16 protein-coding genes and 1 other annotated feature (1 of these 17 running past the window's edge) are annotated in these 22,156 nt (G+C 57.2%); of the genes, 7 read left to right on the top strand and 9 right to left on the bottom strand.

Features of this window, described 5'->3' with window-relative positions; translation table 11 throughout:
- Positions 1-183 (top strand) — a binding site (T-box leader) (it extends 83 nt beyond the left edge of the window).
- 80 nt (positions 184-263) lie between these two features.
- Entirely contained in the window at positions 264-1,946 is a 1,683-nt protein-coding gene (leuA, locus tag MYS68_RS26880; RefSeq protein ID WP_248928777.1) for a 2-isopropylmalate synthase, read from the top strand.
- 89 nt (positions 1,947-2,035) lie between these two features.
- On the opposite strand, the gene MYS68_RS26875 is transcribed toward leuA, so the two are convergent.
- Entirely contained in the window at positions 2,036-2,626 is a 591-nt protein-coding gene (locus MYS68_RS26875) for an HD domain-containing protein (protein ID WP_248928776.1), read from the bottom strand.
- Positions 2,627-2,628: 2 nt separating this feature from the next.
- The gene (locus MYS68_RS26870; RefSeq protein ID WP_248928775.1) at positions 2,629-3,852 is read right to left on the bottom strand and encodes an MFS transporter; all 1,224 of its coding nucleotides are present in this window, start codon (positions 3,850-3,852) and stop codon (positions 2,629-2,631) included.
- A gap of 198 nt (positions 3,853-4,050) precedes the next feature.
- Between MYS68_RS26870 and MYS68_RS26865 the strand changes: the two genes are divergently transcribed.
- Entirely contained in the window at positions 4,051-5,844 is a 1,794-nt protein-coding gene (locus MYS68_RS26865) for an ABC transporter substrate-binding protein (RefSeq protein ID WP_248931024.1), read from the top strand.
- A 7-nt stretch (positions 5,845-5,851) separates the two neighbouring features.
- On the opposite strand, the gene MYS68_RS26860 is transcribed toward MYS68_RS26865, so the two are convergent.
- The 4 genes from MYS68_RS26860 to MYS68_RS26845 all read right to left on the bottom strand — a co-directional run bounded on the left by MYS68_RS26860 (position 5,852) and on the right by MYS68_RS26845 (position 8,997).
- On the bottom strand, positions 5,852-6,328 hold the full coding sequence (locus MYS68_RS26860) for a hypothetical protein (RefSeq protein WP_248928774.1): 477 nt from the start codon (positions 6,326-6,328) through the stop codon (positions 5,852-5,854).
- 154 nt (positions 6,329-6,482) lie between these two features.
- Positions 6,483-7,061, bottom strand: coding sequence for a thymidine kinase (locus MYS68_RS26855; RefSeq protein WP_248928773.1), 579 nt, complete (start codon positions 7,059-7,061; stop codon positions 6,483-6,485).
- Positions 7,062-7,093: 32 nt separating this feature from the next.
- Positions 7,094-8,074 carry an HD domain-containing protein gene (locus MYS68_RS26850; protein ID WP_248928772.1) on the bottom strand — a complete coding sequence of 327 codons (981 nt, stop codon included), beginning with the start codon at positions 8,072-8,074 and terminating at the stop codon, positions 7,094-7,096.
- An 86-nt stretch (positions 8,075-8,160) separates the two neighbouring features.
- Positions 8,161-8,997, bottom strand: a complete 837-nt coding sequence (locus MYS68_RS26845) for a PAS domain-containing protein (protein WP_248928771.1) — start codon at positions 8,995-8,997, stop codon at positions 8,161-8,163.
- A 397-nt stretch (positions 8,998-9,394) separates the two neighbouring features.
- On the opposite strand from MYS68_RS26845, the gene gltB reads away from it, so the two are divergent.
- The 3 genes from gltB to MYS68_RS26830 all read left to right on the top strand — a co-directional run bounded on the left by gltB (position 9,395) and on the right by MYS68_RS26830 (position 16,755).
- A complete protein-coding gene (gene gltB / locus MYS68_RS26840; RefSeq protein ID WP_248928770.1) occupies positions 9,395-13,981 on the top strand; it encodes a glutamate synthase large subunit in 4,587 nt (1,528 codons plus the stop codon).
- 38 nt (positions 13,982-14,019) lie between these two features.
- Positions 14,020-15,504 carry a glutamate synthase subunit beta gene (locus MYS68_RS26835; protein WP_248928769.1) on the top strand — a complete coding sequence of 495 codons (1,485 nt, stop codon included), beginning with the start codon at positions 14,020-14,022 and terminating at the stop codon, positions 15,502-15,504.
- Positions 15,505-16,377: 873 nt separating this feature from the next.
- On the top strand, positions 16,378-16,755 hold the full coding sequence (locus MYS68_RS26830; RefSeq protein ID WP_248928768.1) for a hypothetical protein: 378 nt from the start codon (positions 16,378-16,380) through the stop codon (positions 16,753-16,755).
- Positions 16,756-16,852: 97 nt separating this feature from the next.
- On the opposite strand, the gene MYS68_RS26825 is transcribed toward MYS68_RS26830, so the two are convergent.
- Together MYS68_RS26825 and MYS68_RS26820 are read right to left on the bottom strand one after the other, a co-directional pair.
- A complete protein-coding gene (locus MYS68_RS26825) occupies positions 16,853-17,344 on the bottom strand; it encodes a hypothetical protein (protein WP_248928767.1) in 492 nt (163 codons plus the stop codon).
- Between the two features lie 59 nt (positions 17,345-17,403).
- Positions 17,404-19,185: an ABC transporter substrate-binding protein gene (locus MYS68_RS26820; RefSeq protein WP_248928766.1), complete on the bottom strand. Its 1,782-nt coding sequence runs from the start codon at positions 19,183-19,185 to the stop codon at positions 17,404-17,406.
- Between the two features lie 142 nt (positions 19,186-19,327).
- On the opposite strand from MYS68_RS26820, the gene MYS68_RS26815 reads away from it, so the two are divergent.
- Positions 19,328-19,702, top strand: a complete 375-nt coding sequence (locus MYS68_RS26815) for an aminoglycoside adenylyltransferase domain-containing protein (protein WP_248928765.1) — start codon at positions 19,328-19,330, stop codon at positions 19,700-19,702.
- Between the two features lie 42 nt (positions 19,703-19,744).
- On the top strand, positions 19,745-21,256 hold the full coding sequence (locus MYS68_RS26810; RefSeq protein ID WP_248928764.1) for a DUF4153 domain-containing protein: 1,512 nt from the start codon (positions 19,745-19,747) through the stop codon (positions 21,254-21,256).
- A 70-nt stretch (positions 21,257-21,326) separates the two neighbouring features.
- Here the strand turns inward: MYS68_RS26810 and MYS68_RS26805 are convergent, their stop codons facing one another.
- Positions 21,327-22,061 carry an HAD family hydrolase gene (locus MYS68_RS26805; protein WP_248928763.1) on the bottom strand — a complete coding sequence of 245 codons (735 nt, stop codon included), beginning with the start codon at positions 22,059-22,061 and terminating at the stop codon, positions 21,327-21,329.
- Positions 22,062-22,156 lie beyond the last annotated feature (95 nt).

The raw sequence follows: 22,156 nt of genomic DNA, 5'->3' as shown, positions 1-22,156 counted from the left end.
GGAACTCGCCTTGGAGTTGCTCGCTGAACCCGGAAAAGTAGGTGGAGCCGGAGCCTGACCGTTATCATCAGGAGGATACAAGGGTTGAACGTTTTTGCAAACCCGTATCCGTAGAGGGCATGCCGGGTATGGCATGAATTCGGAGTGGTACCGCGTAAGATGTCAAAGTCTTTCGTCTCTGTTCATCGGAGATGAAAGGCTTTTTTGCATTTCGTCCGGTTTTTGGCAAGTCAGCACAGAAATTGATGAAAGGAAGGATAACCATGAAAAATGTTGAAAAGTACGCCAGAGGATATTTTATGCCGCCAGAGACAAGCTTGAATTGGACCAGAAAGGAATACATTACGGAGGCACCGATTTGGTGCAGCGTCGATCTGCGTGACGGAAATCAGGCATTAATCGTTCCGATGAATTTGGAGGAGAAGCTGGAATACTTCAAATTGCTTGTAGATATCGGGTTCAAGGAGATCGAAGTCGGATTTCCCGCAGCTTCGGAAACGGAATTTACCTTTTTGCGCACATTGATCGAGCAGGAATTGATACCCGACGATGTAACCATCCAAGTGCTTACCCAATCGCGAGAGCATATTATCCGCAAAACCTTTGAATCGCTGAAAGGCGCGAAAAAAGCCGTAGTGCATTTGTACAACTCGACATCCGTGGCGCAGCGGGAACAAGTATTCCGCAAATCCAAAGAAGAAATTATCGACATCGCTGTGAGCGGCGCCAAGTTATTAAAGCAGTGTGCGGAGGAAACAGAAGGGAATTTTCAGTTCCAGTATTCTCCGGAAAGCTTTACGGGTACGGAAATTGATTTTGCACTGGACATCTGCAACAGCGTGCTCGACGTATGGCGGCCGACGGCGGAGAACCCGGTCATCATCAATCTTCCCGCAACGGTATCCATGTCGATGCCTCATGTGTACGCCAGCCAGATCGAGTATATGAGCGAGCGCCTGAATTTTCGGGAGCATGTCATCTTGTCGGTCCATCCGCATAACGACAGGGGAACGGGTGTGGCGGATGCGGAGCTGGGGGTGCTGGCCGGAGCCCAGCGCGTCGAAGGCACTTTGTTCGGAAACGGGGAAAGAACGGGGAACGTGGACATTGTCACGCTGGCTCTGAACATGTACTCCCACGGGGTGGACCCGAAGCTGAATTTCGAGAACATCCCTGCGATCATCTCCGTTTATGAACGACTGACCAAAATGAGAGTAAGCGAAAGACATCCTTACGGAGGCGAGCTGGTATTCACCGCTTTCTCCGGTTCGCATCAGGATGCCATTGCCAAAGGAATGAAATGGCGCGAGGAAAAGGAACCCCGGCATTGGTCGGTCCCTTATTTGCTGATTGATCCGAAGGACATCGGCAGGGAGTATGAAGGCGATATAATCCGCATTAACAGCCAGTCCGGCAAAGGCGGGATCGGATACGTGCTGCAGCTGAAGTACGGACTCGATCTCCCGGCGAAAATGCGCGAAAACTTCGGTTACTGCGTTAAAAACGTATCGGATCAGCAGCAAAAGGAACTGCTGCCCGATGAAATTTACGATATTTTCGTGAAGGAATATGTGAATATACAAACGCCTGTCGAGTTTGTCAAATACCGCTTTACAGACGATGAAGATTTTCAGACCGTTGTCACTATACGGATCGGCAATGAAGTCAAGGAAATTGCCGGCACCGGAAACGGAAGACTCGATGCGATCAGCAATGCTCTGCAAACCGTTCTGGGGATGAACTATACGGATTTGATCTATAAAGAGCACGCTTTGGAAACAGGCTCTAAGTCGCAAGCTGTCTCTTATATCGGCATCAAAGCTTCGGACGGCAGCGTCCATTGGGGCTGCGGCATTGACGTTGATATCATGACCTCATCCGTAAAAGCTCTGTTCAGTGCCGTGAATCAAATGAGCCGTAAAACCGCCGGCGGTTCACTGCGCTGACGATTAGGACCGCAATAAAAAAATCATCTCCTTTTCCGGAGATGATTTTTTTATTGCTTGGGAAAGTTAGGCATGGCTAAAACCGCACGTTATTCCGCCAAATAACCTTTGCGCACCGCATCTTCGATTAAATGCCGGGCAAGCTCCCAAAGCTCGGGAGAGCCTTCGGCGATATGCCGGTTGCGATCGAGCACCTGCTGTCGCCTGATGCCGTGAAGCTTCCACGATTCGCCTTCCGTGTAGTAATTATGGATGAGCGGCTGCAGCCGGTCGAGAGCGGCGGCGAACCGGGACTCCGGGGTTTGCCGCTCTTCGAATTCCCTCCACAGCCCGTAAATCCATTCCGCCTGATCCGGCGGCAGCATGAAAAACAGCCTTCTGGCCGCATTTTCCTCGCGCTCCTGCTTGTCTTCATGCCCCTGCGCATCGTATGCGAAAGTATCCCCCGCATCGATTTCCACGAGATCGTGAATGAGCAGCATGTGCAGCACCCGCAGCCGGTTCAGCTCCGTTTCGCCCGCGTACTCCTCCAGCAGCATGGCCATGACCGCCAGATGCCACGAATGCTCGGCGTCATTTTCGAACCGGGACCGGTTCATGAGCTTCGATCGGCGAAAAATGTGCTTCAGCTTGTCGATTTCCATAATAAATTCGAGCTGCTTTTGTAAACGGGGATTCATGACTATTCTCCTTTCGAAATGAAATGGGCGGAGCTTCTGCGGTCCGCCGCCCACCATAAGGCGAGGGCGGCCAGCAGCGCTCCGGACAGCGCGTACAGTCCGGATAAGCCGAGCGTACCGGCCGCCAAATAACCGGCGAACGGCCCGATCGCGGAGCCGAGATCGACGGCGGTCGTATAGACGGTCATAAACGCGACCTTGGACGTTTTGGATGCCTCGTCGGAAGCGAGCGCATCCATAAGCGTAACGACGGCTGTGTTGCCGAGCTGAGTGACCATCAGCAGCACCATCCACAGCCAGAACGGCGCGGGGAGCGATAGTGAGGCGAAGACGAACGCTGTTCCGAGCAGCGCGCCGGCAAACACCGCTCTCCGGCCAAGTCGGCCGTCGGAGAGCCTCCCGATCCACGGAGATAAAAACGGCGACCACGCCCAGCGGACCGCCTGGACGATGCCGGTCAGCGTCGCCGCGCCGACCGCGATGCCGGCGAGCTGCGCACCGGAGGGCAGGTGCTCCGCGACCATTTTGCTCAGCGTGGAGGTGTATATGCCGAAGTAGACGGTCGAGATGAGCAGGCCGGTCAGCAGCACGAACAGAGGCCCCCGCTGCTTCCAAAACGGTAGAGCGGGAACGTCTCCTTCCCGGGGGTTGGCCGGGACGGCCGCTATAACAGGGGGAACGTATTTGAACACGAAAGGAATTCCCGCTGCCGTCAGTACGCTTAATGCGGCGCACATGGCCGGAATGCCGACGGTATCGGCAAGCAGGCCTCCCGCAAGCATGCCGACCAGGCTGCCGATACCCCAAAGTCCGTTGTACGTACCGAGCAGTTGGCCGCGGTTGTTTTCCCCGGAAGCGTCCAGCACCGTCAAATAACCGCCGAGCCGCAGCATGGACCATGCGACTCCCCACAGCACCCGCATCAGCAGGAGTGGCCAGAAGCCGTGCCAAAATCCGTACGACCAAGTCGTGACGAGCGCGATGATCACCGCAAGCAGCACGCCGCTGCGCTTCGTGATGCGGTGGTACAGCCAGCCGACGAGCGGGCCGAGCGGCAGCCGCGCAAACCGGTTGGCGGACAGCAGCACGCCGACCTGCCACAGCGAATCCAGCCCGAATTGTTCCCAGTAGACGGGCAGCACGATGTACAGCATCGAATCGCCGAGCAGGCAGATGGCGGTGACGACGGCGATGATGACGACGGATGTTTTGCCGGACGAGCGCATGAAGAAGCTCCTTTCCCGTTCGTTATCCGTTAACAATAACTGTATTTTACTTGGAAAAAGGGGAATAAAAAGTGTAAAATAAACGCAAACAAATTTCACCTTTTTTAAAATCGAAACCTGGCATGTTCGAAGAGACTTCGATCAGAGCTTTTCATAAGAAGTAATTCAGAACGGGGGGGGAGGGAACCAGGCTTGCGTATGGAGGAGCACTTTGAAACGCTGTACAAGGCGCTCATGCGAGAAACGGAGCGTCATGCGGAGGAGGTGCCGGTCACGGTCGAACGGCTGGCACAGCTGCTTTGCTGCACGGAGCGCAACGTCAAGCTGATAGTCAAAGCGATGGCGGACTCCGGCTGGATCGGCTGGCGCCCCGGCCGCGGAAGAGGAAACGGATCGCGGCTTGCGTTTCTGACGAGCCCGGAGCAGCTGCTGGCGCAGCAAGCCAGGATGTGGCTCTCGCTCGGGAAGGAACGGGAGGCGCTCGAGCTGATCAAAAGCGGCCGGATCGGCGCTTCCGCGGTGGAGCCGCTCATCCGCGAGCTGGCCGGGTCGCTCGGCTACCGCGTCGAACATACGCCGGCGGCGGGGCGGGTGGAAACGCTGCGATTTTCCACGTACCGGCTGCTCGGCCGCCTCGATCCCGCCTATGTGACGCGCCGGACGGAACTGCACATGGTGCGACAGCTGTTCGATACGTTGGTCGAATTCGACCGGGCCAAGGGCGAATACAAGCCGGCGCTAGCCCATCACTGGGAGTGCGGCCGCGACGGAACCTGCTGGGTGTTTTACCTGCAGAAGCACGTCTTATTTCATCATGGCTCGGGGATGACGGCGCGGGATGTCGCGGCGACGATCAGACGCCTGCAGGCTGCCGACGATTCGCCTTACCGGCCGCTGTTTGCGGCGATTCGCGACGTCCGCATCCGCCACGACTACGAAGTCGAGCTGCGGCTCGCCGCGCCGGATCACCGGCTGCCGGCGCTGCTAGGCTCGACGGCGTCGTCGATCGTGCCCTGCGATTGGGACAGCGCTCTGCGGACGCCTCCCGGCGCCGGGCCGTTCCGCCTTGCGCGCCATGACGACGTCATCCTGGCGCTGGAGGCGTTCGCGCCGTATTACCGGCGGCGTCCTCATTTGGACCGGGTCGAAATGTGGTTTCTCCCATCGCTTTACGAGAAAACGGCTCCGGAAGCCGAAGAGGGGCCGTTCGGCGTGAACTTCCAGCATTACCCTTACGCCGGACAGGGTGGCAAGGAGTGGAAGCGGGAATCGCTGCTGGACCGCGGCTGCAAGTGGATGACGCTGAACGCGGCCAAGGGTGGACCGCTGGCTGACCGGCGCGTCCGCAGGAGGATCGGGGCGGCGATTGACCGCAGACGGATGATCGGGGAGCTTGGGGGAAATCGCAGCGAGGAAGCGAGCGGTTTTGTGCTCGACATGGAGCCTGGCCCTCGCCGGCCATCGTGGGCGGAGGAGCCGGAAATGACAAGTCCGGCCTGGGACAAGCCTGTCCGGCTGTCGCTGTATACTTACGAGGGTGCCGGCAACGAGCGGGAGTCGGCCTGGCTTCGGGAAGCGCTTAGGGCCGTCGCGGTCGACCTCGAGGTCGTGCTTGTCCCGTATGACGAGCTGCTTCGTCCGGAGACGATCGATGCGGCGGACATGCTGCTTCTGGAGCAGGCGGTCGACGAAGATGAGGAGTGGACTTATTTTTTTCAGCTGGGCAACCCGGACAGTCCGGTTCGCCGCCATATGTCCCCGGAGCTTGCGGGCCAATGGACGGCTCGGCTGGAACGGATTCGCGCAGCGGCGGAACGTTCCCTGCGGCTGGAGCTATGGCATTCGCTGGAGAGGGAGTTGGCCGCTTCGGGGGAGATTTTGTTTTTATACCGCCGGCTGCAGCATATGAACTACCCGCAGCAGCTGAGAGGCGCATCGATCAGCTCCTTCGGATGGAGCAACTACAAAAACCTGTGGTTTGCTTCGACATAAGCCGCCGCTATTTCGCGTTTTCTTTGCCTCCCTGCGGCGGGTCCGATTTGCCGTTAAACAGCACTTCGGTCAGCGTTTTCAGCTTATCCATGCATTTGCCGAAGCCATAGCCGACGAGAAAAGCGACTCCGATTTTCGCGCTTGCCGTGTCCCCGACCTGCAGCAGCAGGATGCCGCTCTGAAACAAGACGATCGTCATGACGGCGGTTCCCGCGCAAAGAAACGGACGCAGCAAATACCAGATCAGCCACCGGACGTTGATTCTGTAATAAAACTCATGCAATATTCGCAGCGCGTACAAGGTGCCGCCGATCGCCCCGGCCAGCGCGTAATACAGGTAATCCTTCATTTTGTCCACGTCAATGCCGGCCAAGCGGTGGAGCGTATCGCTTTTCAGCACGGCGATGAACCAAAAGCCGCCCATAAACCAGGCAAGCAGATAGAGAACTGCGGCGATGCGCAGCGTGCGGCGAAGCTTTTTCATAAAACCCGCCTCCCGGATTCGGCTTGTTTATTCCCATTTTATGTAGGGCAAGCCGGGCCGGTGAACGGGTTTTCGTAACGATACCCGGCCCAAAACGCAAATAGAGGACGAAACCCGCATTGCTCTGCGGCCCCGTCCCCTGGCGGACATCCTGTTACAGATTATGTGCTTGTTTCTTTTTTAATGAGTAGCATTTCCGGCAAACCGGAATATAACTTTCGTTGCCGCCGATCTGGATCTGCTGGCCTTCGAAGACGGGCACGTTGTCCTTGCAGCGCATATTCATCGTCGCCTTTTTATCGCAGTACCAGCATACCGTCTTGATTTCTTCTATTTTATCGGCGAGCGCGAGCAAATGGTAGCTTCCTTCGAACAGCTTGCCGAGGAAGTCGGCCCTAAGGCCGTAGGCGATGACCGGAATGCCCTGCTCGTCCACAATCTCCGTCAGCTGCAGCACCTGGTCCTTCGTTAAAAATTGCGCCTCGTCCACCAAAATGCAGTTCGGCTTCTCCTCCGCCGCCAGCTTCACCATATCGGTATCGGGGCCTACGATAATCCCTTCCTTCTGCATGCCGATGCGGGAAGCGACCTTGCCGATGCCATCGCGGTCGTTGACGACCGGGGTGAACAGCATCACCTTTTTGCCTTGCTCCTCGTAATTGTGGGCGACCTTGAGCACGTCGATCGATTTGCCGCTGTTCATCGTGCCGTATCGAAAATAAAGTTGTGCCACGGGGCAGACCGTCCTCTCTGATGATGATCGTGTCAGTTCAAGCCTATATGATAGGCGGTAACGAGCTTGTGAAGCTGGGCCAGCATCTCCGTCGCCCTGGGGGTCGATTCCCCGGCGGGCTTGCCGTCGATCCACGGCAGTTTGTCGTATACTTTGCGCACCTCCACCCGGAAGCTTCCGTCAAAAGGGACGCCGCTCGTGCGAATGCGGTGCGGCTGCCGGACAAGAACTCGAAATTTGTCGCGGGCGGCCTGGACGGGACTCGATTCCAAAGCGGCGAGCAGCTCGTAGTCCGTCATGGCGGAAATGGCCGATGCGAAATCGGGGACCGCCTGTGCATGGGCGAGCGCCGCTTCCGCCAGAAAAGCGTCCATGGCCAGCAGGAGAGGGCTCAAAAACAAACGGTGATCGGCGAGGATGGCGTCCATCAGCGCCAGCGCCGCCGGCTCGTCCGTACTTACGCCGCACCCATGGATCCGGGCACGCCGGACGATGTCCGCAGGAGCCATCCGGCTCAGCCCGGCGGCCTCGGTATCGCGCAGAAAGCTGTCCATATGGTCCAAACCGAGCTGCGTTGTTCGGCTGGTCAGCGGCGTATCCTGCCCGAGCAAATCGATGATCCGTTCCGGGCGGAAGCCGTATTTGCGCAGCAGCCGGGCTACCTCGCCCTCTGCAATGATTGCCTCCGTCAAAGCGTGATGGCTCACGCCGAGCGGTTTTTCCACCGCATGGGAAAACGGCAAATGCCCGGCATCGTGCAGCAGTGCCGCAAGGCGAAGCTCGAGATCGCGCGGAAAAAAATGGGCGGTTAACGCCCATACGCCCATCGTATGCTCGAGCCTGGAATGGACGACCGGCGTGCATAGCGAACCGGCGCCGTAATGGTGCAATAGCTTGAGGCGGCGCAGCGCCGGCGTTGCAAGCAGCTCCGCTTCGAGCGGATGCGGCTGCGTTTCCAGGCGGTACAGCGGTTCAAACAAGCGGCCCGTCCCCATACAATAATGTATCGTCATTTTCGTGCATCCTCCATACCAAGATGTAAATCTTATCATACGCTGTAGGGAGGCTGCAACGGTCTTTGGGCCCACGTGGGGTCATTTCAATTCGTCTCGATTCGGGCATGGGAATCGAGCTGCTCCTTCGCTTCGCGGTACATTTTTTCCAAGTCGATATGAGAGGTGATGTCGCGGAAAAAAATGCCGGTTTCCTCTTTCGAAGGACTGATCCGGACATCGAGCCAAAGCCGGCAGTCCGGGGAATACGCCTGCACCTGCAGCGGGTTCATTTCCTCCAAAGCCGCTTGCATCTGCTGCAAAAACGGGCTGTCGGCCGCTTCCGGAAACAACCCCCACAGGCACTGCCCGAGCAGATCGTCCCTTCTTCTGCCGAACAGCTTTTCCGCCGCTTTGTTCACATAAACGAACTTTGCCTCGCGATCGACCGTCACGTAGGCGTCGGAAATGCTTTCGTATACGTTTTTCAGCTTCTTGTTGGCCGTCATCATCCACTGCTCCAGCCGTTTCTCGGCGGAGATGTCCTCGACTTGTATAAGCATATGCGCAGGCTTCAAACGTTCGCGAAGCAAGGTGCCGGTTTTGCGGACCCAGACGGTGCGGCCGTCCCGGTGGACATATCTTTTCTCGATTATATAGCTGGGTATGCTCCCCTCAATCAGTTGGCTCGACAGGCTGAGGCTGGGCAGCAGATCGCCCGGATGGGTGATCGACAAAATATCTTTGCCGAGCAGCTCGTATTCCGAATAACCGACCATATCGCAATAAGCCGGGTTGGCGCGCAGAAAATGCCCGCTCAAGGAAAGCAGCGCGACGCCGATGTGGCCGAACTGGAAAAGATTCGTCATAATTTGCTGCTGTACCGTCATAGATTTATGGGGGTAAGTTCTGGACAATGGGGCAAAAGGGTCACTGGATTTCATCGATTTCTAGTTCCTTCCATATGCTCGTTCTTCACATATTTTACTGGATTCTGAGCGCTAAATCACCTGTGTTTTTTAGAAAAATCTGATTTTTTTAAATTGCCTTAACGATTTTCTAGTGTTAATATAATCATAACTCTGATAGATTCCTGAATTTTACTGTAAAACCGCATTTTTGGCTGGATGGCGCTCCCGTGCGAACCCCGATTTTAATACTGCGAATCCGTAAAGCACGGATGCGTTTTAAGGGAGCGGTGAAAAAAGAACGAAGCGACCTTCCGTCGTGTCTTTAGAGTCGCAAGCGGCCGGGAGGCACGGTCCGGAACATGCGGCGGGCATTTTCACCGCTCTTTAATGAAGGCGCAACGCAAAAATAGGGAAGGAAAGGTTGCACATCATGATGAGAAACGGATTGCCTGCGAAACAGGGGTTGTACGACCCGCAATTTGAGCATGATGCTTGTGGAATAGGGTTTGTCGCGAACATCAAGGGCGTAAAGTCTCACGAAATCGTCAGCCAGGCGCTTACGGTGCTTTGCAATTTGGATCATCGCGGCGGCCAGGGCTGCGAAACGAACACCGGCGACGGGGCCGGCATTTTGCTGCAAATCCCCCATAAATTTTTGCAACGGGAATGTTCGAAGGAAGGCATTGCGCTGCCTGACCCGGGCGAATACGGAGTCGGCATGGCGTATCTGCCTCAGGACGGCGGGGAGCGCGCCAAATGCGAAGCTTTAATTGAGGAAAAAATTCGCGAGGTCGGACAACGAGTGCTTGGCTGGAGAACGCTGCCGGTCGACAACTCGAAGCTCGGAGATTCCGCGAAGTCCGTGGAACCGGTTGTCCGGCAAATTTTTATCGGGCAAAGCGGCGATGTGACGGACGACCTCGCTTTCGAGCGCAAGCTGTATGTGATCCGCAAATTGATTGAAAACGCTGTCCGAGCCGGGGGGCTCTCGTGTTATTTCCCCAGCTTCTCGAGCCGCACGATCGTATATAAAGGAATGCTTACGCCGGATCAGGTAGACAGCTACTACATGGAGCTTAAGGACCCCGATGTTGAAACCGCTCTCGCGCTTGTCCACTCCCGTTTTTCGACCAATACGTTCCCGAGCTGGGAGCGGGCGCACCCGTACCGCTATTTGATCCATAACGGAGAAATCAATACGCTGCGCGGCAATGTGAACTGGATGCATGCGCGCCAGGCGATGTGCGAAACCGGCCTGTTCGGCGACGACTTCAAAAAAATTCTTCCGATCATCGATACGGAAGGCTCCGATTCGCAGATGTTCGACAACTGCCTGGAGTTTCTCATGCTGACCGGACGTTCGCTGCCTCATGCTGCGATGATGATGATTCCCGAACCGTGGTCCAAGCACGAGTCGATGAGCGACGAAAAGAAAGCGTTTTACGAATACCACAGCTGCCTGATGGAGCCGTGGGACGGCCCTGCCGCAATTTCTTTTACGGACGGCAGCATCATCGGCGCGGTGCTCGACCGCAACGGTTTGCGCCCGGCGCGTTATTACGTGACGAGCGACGATTTGATCGTGCTCGCCTCCGAAGTCGGCGTGCTGAACATCCCGCCGGAGAAGATCGTGCGCAAGGAACGCCTTACGCCGGGCCGCATGCTGCTCGTCGACACCGTGGCCGGACGCATCGTCTCCGACGAGGAGGCGAAGCGGCGTATCGTCAGCGAGAAGCCTTACCGCGAGTGGTTGGACCGGCATCTGATTTCGCTGGAGGAGCTGCCGGACGCTCCGGAGGTGCCGGCTGCCGATCACGAATCACTGAAGCAGCGCCAGCAGGCGTTCGGCTACACATTCGAGCAGCTGCGCAAATTCCTCGAGCCGATGGCCAAAATCGGCGTCGATCCGGTCGGCTCGATGGGCTACGATGCCCCGCTCGCGGTGCTGTCCGACCGTCCGCAGCTGCTTTATAACTACTTCAAGCAGTTGTTCGCGCAGGTGACGAACCCGCCGATCGATTCGAACTTTGAGGAGATCATTACGGCTCAAGGCACGACCATCGGACCGGAGCGCAGCCTGATCGATCCGGTGCCGGAAAGCTGCCGGCAAATCCGTCTCGGGACGCCGTTCCTGACGAACGAGGAGCTCGCCAAGCTGCGCCATATTCAGCAGGGCGGCTTCAAGGTCGCCGAGCTGCCGATTTTGTTCGCCGCATCGGGCGGTCCGGAAGCGATGGAGAAGGCGGTAGAGGAGCTGTACGCGGAGGCCGACCGGGCGATTGCAGACGGGGCAACGCTGCTGATCCTGTCCGATCGCGGCGTGAATGGGGAGCTTGCTCCGATTCCGGCGCTGCTTGCGGTCAGCGGGCTGCACCACCATCTGATCCGCGAAGGCACGCGCACGAAGGTCGGCCTTTTGCTCGAATCGGGAGAGCCGCGCGAGGTGCATCATTTTGCCCTGCTGCTCGGTTACGGCGCAGGCGCGATCAATCCGTATCTGGCGCTGGAATCGCTGGACGACTTGATCCGTGGCGGAGTGCTGAAGGATATCACGCACGAAAAGGCGGTTTACAACTATATTAAAGCGGTGACGAAAGGCGTAACGAAGGTGCTGGCGAAGATGGGCATCTCCACCTTCCAAAGCTACCGCGGCGCGCAAATTTTCGAAGCGGTCGGCCTTGACCAGACGGTCGTCGACAAATATTTCACATGGACGTATACACCGGTGGGCGGCATCAAGATCGATACGATCGCACAGGAAGCGATTTTACGCCACCGCCGCGCCTACTCGCAGCAGGAAGGCCGCGACCGTGTGCTCGATGCCGGCGGCGAGCTGCAGTGGCGGCAGGGCGGCGAGGATCACCTGTACCAGCCGGAGACGATCCATGCGCTGCAAACGGCCGTTAAGACGAATAACTATCAGCAGTATAAAACATTTACGAAGCTGATCCATCGTGAAAACGAGAAATATATGACGCTGCGCTCGCTTTTTGCGTTCAAGCCGAACCGTCCGTCCGTTCCGCTTGAAGAGGTCGAGCCTGTGGAATCGATCGTGCGCCGCTTTAAAACCGGAGCGATGTCGTACGGCTCGATCTCCAAGGAGGCGCACGAGGCGCTGGCCATCGCGATGAACCGCATCGGCGGCAAAAGCAACACAGGCGAAGGCGGCGAAAGCCCCGACCGGTTCACGCCGGATGCCAACGGCGATTCCCGCCGCAGCGCGATCAAGCAGGTCGCCTCGGGCCGCTTCGGCGTCACGAGCAACTATCTCGTCAATGCCGACGAGATTCAGATCAAGATGGCGCAGGGCGCGAAGCCGGGCGAAGGCGGACAGCTGCCGGGCTCCAAGGTGTACCCTTGGGTCGCGGAGTGCCGCGGCGTGACGCCGGGCGTCGGCTTGATCTCGCCGCCGCCGCATCACGACATCTATTCGATCGAGGATTTGGCGGAGCTGATCCACGATCTGAAAAACGCCAACCCGCGCGCCCGCATCAGCGTGAAGCTCGTGTCCGAGGTCGGCGTCGGCACGATCGCCGCCGGCGTCGCCAAGGGCAAGGCCGACGTCGTGCTCATCTCCGGTTATGACGGGGGCACCGGCGCATCGCCGCAGACGTCGATCCGCCACGCCGGCCTGCCGTGGGAGCTCGGCCTTGCCGAGACGCACCAGACGCTGGTGCTGAACAACCTGCGCAGCCGCATCGCCGTCGAGACGGACGGCAAGCTGATGACCGGCCGCGACGTCGTCATCGCCGCGCTGCTCGGCGCGGAGGAGTTCGGCTTCGCCACGACGCCGCTGATCACGCTCGGCTGCATCATGATGCGCGTCTGCCATCTGGATACTTGCCCGGTCGGAGTGGCGACGCAAAATCCGGAGCTGCGCAAAAAATTCACCGGCGATCCGCAGCACGTAGTCCATTTCATGCGCTTCGTGGCGCAGGACATGCGCGAGCTGATGGCGGAGCTCGGCTTCCGCACGGTGGAAGAGATGATCGGCCATACGGAAATACTCGAAACGAAAAAGGCCATTGAGCATTGGAAAGCGAAAGGCATCGATCTATCTCCGCTGCTGCATCAGCCGGACGTATCGGAAGACGTCGGCCGTTACTGCAGCATTCCGCAGGATCATGGGCTGGACCGCTCGCTCGACGTGACGGAGTTGATGGACATTTGCGCTCCGGCGCTTGAGCGAAAAGAGCACGTGCATGCGATTCTGCCGATTCGCAACGTCAACCGCGTCGTCGGCACGATTCTCGGCAGCGAAGTGACCCGCCGCTACGGGCTGAATGGCTTGCCGCACGATACGATCCGCCTCCACTTCAACGGCTCGGCGGGCCAAAGCTTCGGCGCATTTGTGCCGAAGGGCATCACGCTTTCGCTCGAGGGCGATGCCAACGATTACGTCGGCAAAGGGCTTTCCGGCGGCAAAATCGTCATTTTCCCGCCGGAAAACGCTTCGTTCGTGCCGGAGGAGAACATCGTCATCGGCAACGTGGCCTTTTACGGAGCGACCGACGGGGAAGCGTACATCCGCGGCATCGCCGGCGAGCGCTTCTGCGTGCGCAACTCCGGTGTCCGTGCCGTCGTGGAAGGCGTGGGCGACCACGGCTGCGAGTACATGACGGGAGGCCGCGTCGTCGTGCTCGGACCGACAGGCCGCAACTTCGCGGCGGGCATGTCCGGCGGCATCGCGTATGTGCTCGACGAGGACGGCACGTTTGCAGGCCGCTGCAACAAAGAGATGGTGCTGCTCGAGCAGCTGGAGGAAACGTATGAAGCTGAGGAAGTGCGCAATATGATTCAGCATCACGAAACGTTTACCGGCAGCACGGTGGCCGACCGCATTTTGCAAAATTGGGAAGAGTACATGTGGAAATTCGTGAAGGTGATTCCGAAGGACTACAAGCGGATGTTCGAGGCGATCGAACGCGTGAAGCGCTCCGGCCTCAGCCAGCAGGAAGCGATGCTCGTCGCCTTCGAAGAGAACATGAAGGATGTCTCCCGCGTGGCCGGCAACTAAATCTGACGAGAACCATACGATGATGGAGGATTAGCACAATGGGAAAACCGACAGGTTTTATGGAATATGAGCGCGAAGTCCCGACGGAAGCCGCCCCCCTGATGCGTATCTCGCATTGGAAGGAGTTCGCCGTGCCGCTCCCCGACGACAAGCTGCAAACGCAAGGCGCCCGCTGCATGGACTGCGGCATCCCTTTTTGCCACACCGGCAAGCTGATCAGCGGCATGGCTTCCGGCTGTCCGGTCAACAATCTGATCCCCGAGTGGAACGATCTGGTATACCGCGGCCAATGGCGCGAAGCACTCGACCGTTTGCATAAGACGAACAACTTTCCGGAGTTTACCGGCCGCGTCTGTCCGGCTCCCTGCGAGGGCTCCTGCACCGTCGGCCTGAACGGCTCTCCGGTTACAATCAAAAACATCGAAAAATCGATTATCGACAAAGGGTTCGCCGAAGGCTGGGTCGTGCCGAATCCGCCGAAGACGCGCACCGGGAAAAAGGTGGCCGTCGTCGGCTCCGGACCTTCGGGTCTCGCCTGCGCCGACCAACTGAACAAAGCCGGCCACTCCGTCACCGTATTCGAGCGGGCGGACCGCGTAGGCGGGCTGCTTATGTACGGCATTCCGAACATGAAGCTCGACAAGAAATACGTCCAGCGCCGCGTGGATTTGATGGCCGAAGAGGGCGTCAAGTTCGTCACCGGCACCGAGATCGGCAAGGACATCCCGGCTTCGCAGCTGAAAGAGGAGTTCGACGCGATCGTCCTGTGCGGCGGCGCGACAAAAGGCCGCGATCTGAACATCGAAGGTCGCGAGCTGAAGGGCATCCATCTGGCGATGGAGTTCCTGGCGAAAAATACGAAAAGCCTGCTCGATTCCGAGCATCAGGACGGCAGCTACATTTCCGCGGAAGGCAAAGACGTGATCGTCATCGGCGGCGGCGATACCGGCACGGACTGCGTCGGTACGTCGATCCGTCACAAATGCAAAAGCGTAACGCAGTTCGAGATCATGCCTCGTCCGGCCGACACGCGCCAGCCGAACAACCCTTGGCCGGAATGGCCGCGCGTGTACAAGATGGACTACGGCCAGGAGGAGGCCGCAGCCCTGCAGGGCGAAGATCCGCGCCGCTACTTGATCAACACGAAGAAATTCGTCGGCGACGAAAACGGACACGTGAAGGAGCTGCACACCGTCCTGATCGAGTGGAAAAAGGACGACCAAGGCCGTTTTGTCCCGGTCGAGGTGCCAGGCAGCGAGAAGGTGTATCCGGCTCAGCTCGTGCTGCTCGCAATGGGCTTCCTCGGCCCGGAAAACACCGTGCTCGACCAGCTCGGCGTCGAGAAGGATGAGCGGACGAACGCGAAGGCCGAATACGGCAAATTCGCCACCAATGTCGAAGGCGTCTTCTCCGCCGGCGATATGCGGCGCGGACAAAGCCTCGTCGTGTGGGCGATCAACGAAGGCCGCGGCGCCGCCCGCGAGGTGGACCGCTATTTGATGGGCTCGACCAATTTGCCGTAAGGTGAAGCTCCCGGGGATATAGGACCAAAGAAAAAGGGCGAAAAGCCCTTTTTTCTTTGTACGTAACTCGGCAAATTACCTTGTGAGCACCGATTCATAAAAATAGAGGAACTGACGTTCGTTATCTCAGGAAAAATGGTCTCTTCCGCAAAAATAGAGGAACTGACGTTCGTTAATTCGAAAGAATATGGTGCAGAGACGGGGAAAATAGGCAAATAACGAACCTCAGTTCCTTTAATCATGGAGAACCGCGCAAAATGGCCAATTTAGCGCATCGTAGTTCCTTTATGAACCGGGGTAACAAGCGGGGAAACTTTTTGGACTTAACCTTACCACATTGCGCCCGAGGAACGGAGCAGCTCCCCCGGCACCGCGTCGAAGAAAAGCGAGTCCCACACCCATTTGGCGCTAGACAAAAGGTGAGGGACCATCGCGGGCGCGAGGAACGGAGCAGCTCCCCCGGCACCGCGTCGAAGAAAAGCGAGTCCCACACCCATTTGGCGTTAGCCAAAAGGTGAGGGACCATCGCTGGGCGCGAGGAACGGAGCAACTCCCCCGGCACCGCACCAAAGTTAAGCGTGTCCGGCATGGATTTATTGCCTAACAGCAATAAATCCATGCCGGACAAACGCGACCTAGAAGCGAGCGGCCACTCATACCAGGCGGGTCCAGGGCGCCCGAGCGCCTTGAGGGCTTTGCGGAGCAAAGCCGGCTTCGGAAGCCTGGGGTCCCCCCGGTGGGGGGATTTAGGGGGGACACCCTTTGACAAAATCCAATAAATTTTACTCGACACGAACTCCCTTGACTTTGCACCGGCCAACGCAGAAACTAGATATACGCACGACGTATTTTTCAATTAAAGGAGCCCGTACCATGCCGGCTAAAGATATCATTAGCCCGGAGGAGTTGAAGGCGCTGCTTCCTCCGGATGAGATCAGGCAATTGAATGAGATGGCAGGCGAGTCCATGAAGGCACACGAAGGCGGCGCCGATGACCTGCCGTCCAGCGAGCTGATAGGGATGGTTTGTTCGATGCAGGGGCAAATTCGGGATTTGCAAGCCAGAGTGCAAACGCTGGAGAGCATGCTGATGGAACGGTTTTCCGCCAATGAACTGGCCGCAGCCTCGGCGGAACCGGTTCCCGGGACGCCCGCTGCCGGGGCCGAAGAGAACGAAGACGAAGCCGGCAAGCTCGTGCCAAGATCCGTTCGGCACGGGAAGAAAAAATCGGGCATGCGCAAGTTTTTCTAAGCAGTTAATCAACCGCTCCTATAACCGGACAGGCCGTCCTTTGGCTGCAGCAAGCTGAAGGGCGGCCCTTTTTTTGCGTTTGCATCTGTAATCAGAGTCAGCAACGGGGGACTTTGATCCGTTTGGACAAATAAGGCGACGGCTCGAGTGTAACCTTTTTAACCGGAAAACGCATCGTTTTGACGATAAGTGGCACATCTCTGTTAACCATTCGCTTCATAAGCCGGATCTGCTTGCCGTATTTGACATAATCGTAGTCGCCGGTTTTCTTGTCGATAAACTCGGACGGCAGCTCCTCCGGCGTATCGTATGCAAATACATGTTTGTCATGCTCGGCGATAAACCTCAAAGGCGAATCCTCATAGCCTTGATCCACCCATTCCTTCCTGGTCATGCGAAACACGATGACGCTCAGAACAGGCCCGTATGTTTTTCCGCGATACTTAAAAATAAAATGTACCGTGTATTCCGCATCCAACATATCATTTTTCCTGCTCATGACGGTGTATCGTCTCCAGTATTCGGGGAACTTCAGCGTAAAGCCGAACTTCCGGTCCCGGTACAAAATCGTGCCGCCGCTCGCTGCCATGTTCACCTATCCTTTCTTCAGCAAATGTATATATTCACTGTATTCAGGGGCAGGCGGAATTATGGCTTGAACCAGATGTTTTTAAACTGCACCCAGTCAAGCGCGTCAAGCGTCAGTCCTTTGACCGAGGAGTGGTAGATCGTTTTCAAGTGCTTGCGGTATAAAAACAAGAGCAGATGCCGGTCCGTCAAAATGCGCTCGATTTGCCCGAACCGTTCAAGCCGTCTCTGCCGGACCGGTTCCGTCAAGACTGCGGCAAGCTGCTGCTCGACCAGTGTCTTCGGCTCCGGATGCATGTGCCGCTGCATGCTTTTGTACAAGTCGACGAGCCGCAGCTCCAGATCGTTGTCGAGGATGAGCGAGAACAGAAGCAAATCGGCCTGAAGACGGCGCTCTCCTTTGAATTCCTCGACGGGCAGCAGCATCAGCTCGAGTTTGATTCCCGCTTGCTGCGCGATTTTTTGCACAAGTCGGGCGTCCTGTTCGTAGTGGGTGATGGTGCACAGCCGGACGGTTTCGCCGCGATAACCCGCATCACGAAGCAGCCGGCGGCTTTCGTCTTCGGACAGCGGGGCCGGGGGAGCAGGCAGGTCGTCGGCGACAAAGCTGGCAAGCAGCGCCGAAGGCTCGAGCTCCAGTTCGTCAAGCAGGCGGGTCCTGTTGAAAGCCTGATATATGGCGGCTCGGATCGCTGCATCGGCGGCAGGACCTTGTTTTGTCGGGTTAAACGTGATGAATTTACACGTCGTTCCATGGCGCTGCGCTTCGTTCCAATCGGACGAAGGCTCGCTGGGCAGCCGGTAATTATGAATGATTTGAAAGCTCTCCAGCGTGCTGCCCGGTTCTTGCCGGCCCAAATCGGGGATGTGCCACAGCTCGACCTCGTCGAGGTGAGCGCGCCCTTGAAAATACGAAGGGAACGCCTCAAGCACGCTCATCGACGCATCGTGCCGTGTCAGTCGAAAAGGCCCCGTACCGACGGGGGATCGGCCGAACCGGTCCTGCAGCTTCTCGCACATATCCTTCGGAACGATGGAGGCGCGATTGGTGCTGAGAAACTGCAGGAACAACTCATTCGGCGAGGAGAGCTCAATCTGCAGCGTAATCGGGTCGACTGCCTCGATGCGGCTCATCTGCTCGTAAACCCAGCGGTACAGCAGCCGGGAAGGCGCGTGTTTCAGCCGAAGCAGGGAGAAAGCGGCATCCTCCGCCGTCATTTCTCGCCCGTGGTGAAACAGGACGCCTTTGCGCAGGTAAAAGGTCCATGTCGTGCGGTCAGTATCCGTTTCCCAGGCATGGGCCAGGTGGGGGTCGATCGTCTGACTGTGGCGGTTGTAACGGACGAGACTGTCGAACAGCTGGTTCACCAGATGCGACTCGGCGGCAAAATTGATATGCAGCGGGTCGAGCGTACCGATGGGCGACGTAAGCGGGAAACGCAAAGTGTCGATCCGTTTGTCGTTGCGAAGCTCGCTGGAATGACCGAAGTGGCCGTTCAGCCAGTGATGGAAATGATCCTTCAGCTTCGCCGGCACAAAGGATACGTTCATCTGCTCCAAAGCGCCGCGCAAATCTTTTTTCTCTACAAGCTCCTGGGCGAGCCCGACGACGATGTCTTCGGTCCGCACAAGAAAGATCAGCTTCGACTTTTTGCCTCGCCCGCGCTCGGGGCTCCATTCCAGCCAGCGCCGTTCGCCCATTTTGCGGAGCAGCAGCACGGCGTTGCGGTGGGTGCAATCGAGCAATGAAGCGATCTCATCGAGCGTAATTTCCACCGGGACAAGCTCCGCCGAAGCGGGCAAAAGCTGGCGCAGCCGAATATAATGGCTTTCCAATTTCAAGTGCAGCCCCACCTTTTCGTTAACAAGAAAAATATGAAATTTCCAATTTTAAAATTACTCTTTTTATTCCTATTTTACAACCTACAATAAATGTATGGGCTCTCGCAGCCGATTTTTGGCCAATGAGGAGGAACAAGTTGCCATGAATTTGTCCGTTGCTTGGAACGAACAGCTTGTCCGGGAAATGACCGCTTTCCTGCAAAAGGAGAATACCGGTTCGATAGCGGCTTCGGTGATGAAGCTGGTCCATCTGCTTTATGCGGTGGAGCTTGGAGAGGATGCTTCGGCGGAAGAGGCTGTCCGCTATGCGCTGCAGCGGCTGCCCGAACGTTGGCACAAGCTCGTCGGATGGGCTGATGCCTGCTGTTCGGGTCATGGGATAGACGTCGGTCCGGGGGAGTTCGGAGCGCCGCTAACGGCAGACTCTCACGGCATTTGCGTCCAATCCGTCCGCGATGAGGCCGAAGCTTTTGCACGGTTCGCCGCCGGGTTCATCCGGCAAGTATATTTTTGCTGATCGATCCCATACGAGGCAAATAAAAAGGAGGAAATCGCTTTGATGACGGCAAACGTCGCTGCTTCCGAACATGGAACGCTGCGTAAAGATCAGCGTCTGCTCGTCGGCTCGCTGCTTTGCGGCATCGTGTTCGACTTCCTGTTTTACGATAAACCCGCCGGTGTTTCGCATCCACTGTTTTTGGCGGCGCTGTACGTTTATTTTAACGCGATGCTGAAAGAAAAGGCGAAGCTGCGGTATGACGGGGGAACGTTATTGCTGCTGACCATCGCATTGCTTTCGCTGACGTATGTGGTTTTTTCAAACGAGCTCTTTCGGCTGCTCAATACGCTTGCTGTCCCTGCCCTCATTGCGATGCATACGACTTGGGCTTACGGCGGGCAAAAGGGCGGCTGGCACGAACCCGGCTTCTTATCCCGGGCTTTCGGGCAGGCGGTCGTGGGGAGTTTGCGCCAGCTGCCGGAGCCGCTGAAGGTGCTGCTGGCAACTCTACGCAAGCAGGTTCGCGCCAGCAGGTATACAGCCGCGCTCAAAATATCGATCGGTCTCCTGATTGCCGCTCCGCTGCTTTTTATCGTTATCGTGCTGCTCGCTTCCGCGGATAAAATGTTCGATCATGTCGTAAGCGGATTGCCGAGAATGCTGGAGCGGATCGATTTCGGCTCTGCGGTGTCGCATGCGGTGGTAATCGGATTCCTGATGCTCGTGCTCTTTTGCTTTACAAGGGGGCTGCTTTATTCGGCGGAGCCGAAGAGCAACAAGGAGGAGCCGTGGGCGGAGCTGACGGCGGCCGGTCCGATCCGGTTCGATCCGCTTGTGACGGCGACGGTGCTTGTCTGCGTGAATTTGGTGTATGTCATTTTCGTGGTTGTTCAGTTTTCGTATTTATTCGGAGGGGGAGAGGGGACTCTTCCGGACGGGGTTACGTATGCGGAATATGCCCGGCGCGGGTTTATGGAGCTTGTCGCCGTAACCTCGATGAACTTCGCGATGCTGCTCGCGGTGCTTTACAGGGTGCGCAAGGAAGGGATGAATCTTCACCGGGTCAATCGGGGGCTGCTCGGGCTGATGACGGGGTGTACGGCGGTGATGCTGTTTTCGGCGTATTATCGACTTTCCTTGTACGAACAGGCCTACGGCTATACGTATACAAGGCTCTTGGTCCACGCGTTTATGATCTTTCTTCTCGTGCTGTTCCTTATTGCGCTGTACAAAATCGTCCGCGAAACCGCCGCGCTTGCGAGGCCGTTCCTGATCGCATCTTTGGTCGCCTACATGACGGTTAACTATATGAACATCGATGCGATCATCGCCCGAAACAATATCGCCCGCTTCGAAGCTTCCGGCAACGTTGACGAGGCTTACCTCGCGGGGTTATCGCCGGATGCGGCGCCGCAGCTCGCCAAGCTGTATGAAGCTCACCCGGAGCTGGCGGTTCTTGGGGACGGGCTGCGCCGGATGAGGGACAACCTGTCTGCACCTGCACCCTGGATGTCCTACAACGTGTCCAAGCAGCAGGCCCGCAAGGCGCTAGAAGGGCTTAGGCTGCCATAACCTTCGCTATTCGCAGCAAGGTTGTCTCTGAGCCCGCTCCGAAGCCAACCGGAGCGGGTCATATAATGCTCTAGGACGCAATATAATTGCCGATCGCCTGAGGGACATCCTGCAGCTTCTCAACTTTAAGAAAAGCGCCGCGCGGCTCCACGTTCACATCGACGATGTTAAACGCCCATTCCGTTTCCGCCGGGATGAAAATCGAATGGATGCCGTTTTCCAGAGCCGGAATAACATCGGTGCGCAGCGAGTTGCCGATCATCCATGTGCACGCGTGATCGAGCTTGCGCTCGCGAATGATCGATTCGAGAAAAGAGGTCGTTTTATGCCGGGCCACGTAGACGCGGTCTCCGAAAAACTTTTCCAGGCCGGCCTCGCGCACCTTCCTCATCTGGATGGTCGGTTCGCCGCCCGTATACAGGTGCAGCGAATGTCCTTCGCTTTGCAGCGTGAGAAGCGTCTCTTCCATATGCGGCACCGGTTCGATTTCATGGCTGTACACCGACTCGCCGAGCTGCCGCAGCCGGCGAATCTCGTCTTCGCTTTTGGGGCGGCCGGTCAGCTCGCTGAAGTAATCGTACGTGTCGACGAACGATTGCGGAAAATGATCGGGGGCGAATCCTTGCTTCAACACCCGCTGCAGATCGATTTCGTTTTGTTTCTTTTTGAATTCTTCCGGCGAAATATGGTAGCTGTGGAACCAGGTTTCCGCCTGGTCCGCGAACTGGTCCACGACCAGATCGAAAAATTTGTTCGTATAGATCAGCGTATCGTCCAGGTCGAAAAGAATCGTTTGTTTGGTCATCGTTTGGTCTCCTGAGGGCTTTCCGAAGGAAAGCCTGCTTCGTAAGGTATGTCTTGGGCTTTCCGAATAAGGTATGGCATTAAGCTTTCCTAAGG

The organism is Paenibacillus hamazuiensis, from assembly GCF_023276405.1.
Lineage (GTDB): Bacteria > Bacillota > Bacilli > Paenibacillales > NBRC-103111 > Paenibacillus_AF > Paenibacillus_AF hamazuiensis.
The sequence above is the reverse complement of the archived record's forward strand: the minus strand, read 5'-3'. Positions and strand labels throughout refer to the sequence as shown.

Coding starts and splice junctions, on each gene's coding strand:
- MYS68_RS26870 (WP_248928775.1), bottom strand. CDS start 3,852: ATGCGCTCGTCCGGCAAAACATCCGTCGTCATCATCGCCGTCGTCACC.
- MYS68_RS26835 (WP_248928769.1), top strand. CDS start 14,020: ATGGGAAAACCGACAGGTTTTATGGAATATGAGCGCGAAGTCCCGACG.
- MYS68_RS26810 (WP_248928764.1), top strand. CDS start 19,745: ATGACGGCAAACGTCGCTGCTTCCGAACATGGAACGCTGCGTAAAGAT.
- MYS68_RS26805 (WP_248928763.1), bottom strand. CDS start 22,061: ATGACCAAACAAACGATTCTTTTCGACCTGGACGATACGCTGATCTAT.
- MYS68_RS26860 (WP_248928774.1), bottom strand. CDS start 6,328: ATGAAAAAGCTTCGCCGCACGCTGCGCATCGCCGCAGTTCTCTATCTG.
- MYS68_RS26850 (WP_248928772.1), bottom strand. CDS start 8,074: ATGACGATACATTATTGTATGGGGACGGGCCGCTTGTTTGAACCGCTG.
- MYS68_RS26845 (WP_248928771.1), bottom strand. CDS start 8,997: ATGAAATCCAGTGACCCTTTTGCCCCATTGTCCAGAACTTACCCCCAT.
- gltB (WP_248928770.1), top strand. CDS start 9,395: ATGATGAGAAACGGATTGCCTGCGAAACAGGGGTTGTACGACCCGCAA.
- leuA (WP_248928777.1), top strand. CDS start 264: ATGAAAAATGTTGAAAAGTACGCCAGAGGATATTTTATGCCGCCAGAG.
- MYS68_RS26815 (WP_248928765.1), top strand. CDS start 19,328: ATGAATTTGTCCGTTGCTTGGAACGAACAGCTTGTCCGGGAAATGACC.
- MYS68_RS26875 (WP_248928776.1), bottom strand. CDS start 2,626: ATGAATCCCCGTTTACAAAAGCAGCTCGAATTTATTATGGAAATCGAC.
- MYS68_RS26830 (WP_248928768.1), top strand. CDS start 16,378: ATGCCGGCTAAAGATATCATTAGCCCGGAGGAGTTGAAGGCGCTGCTT.
- MYS68_RS26865 (WP_248931024.1), top strand. CDS start 4,051: ATGGAGGAGCACTTTGAAACGCTGTACAAGGCGCTCATGCGAGAAACG.
- MYS68_RS26825 (WP_248928767.1), bottom strand. CDS start 17,344: ATGGCAGCGAGCGGCGGCACGATTTTGTACCGGGACCGGAAGTTCGGC.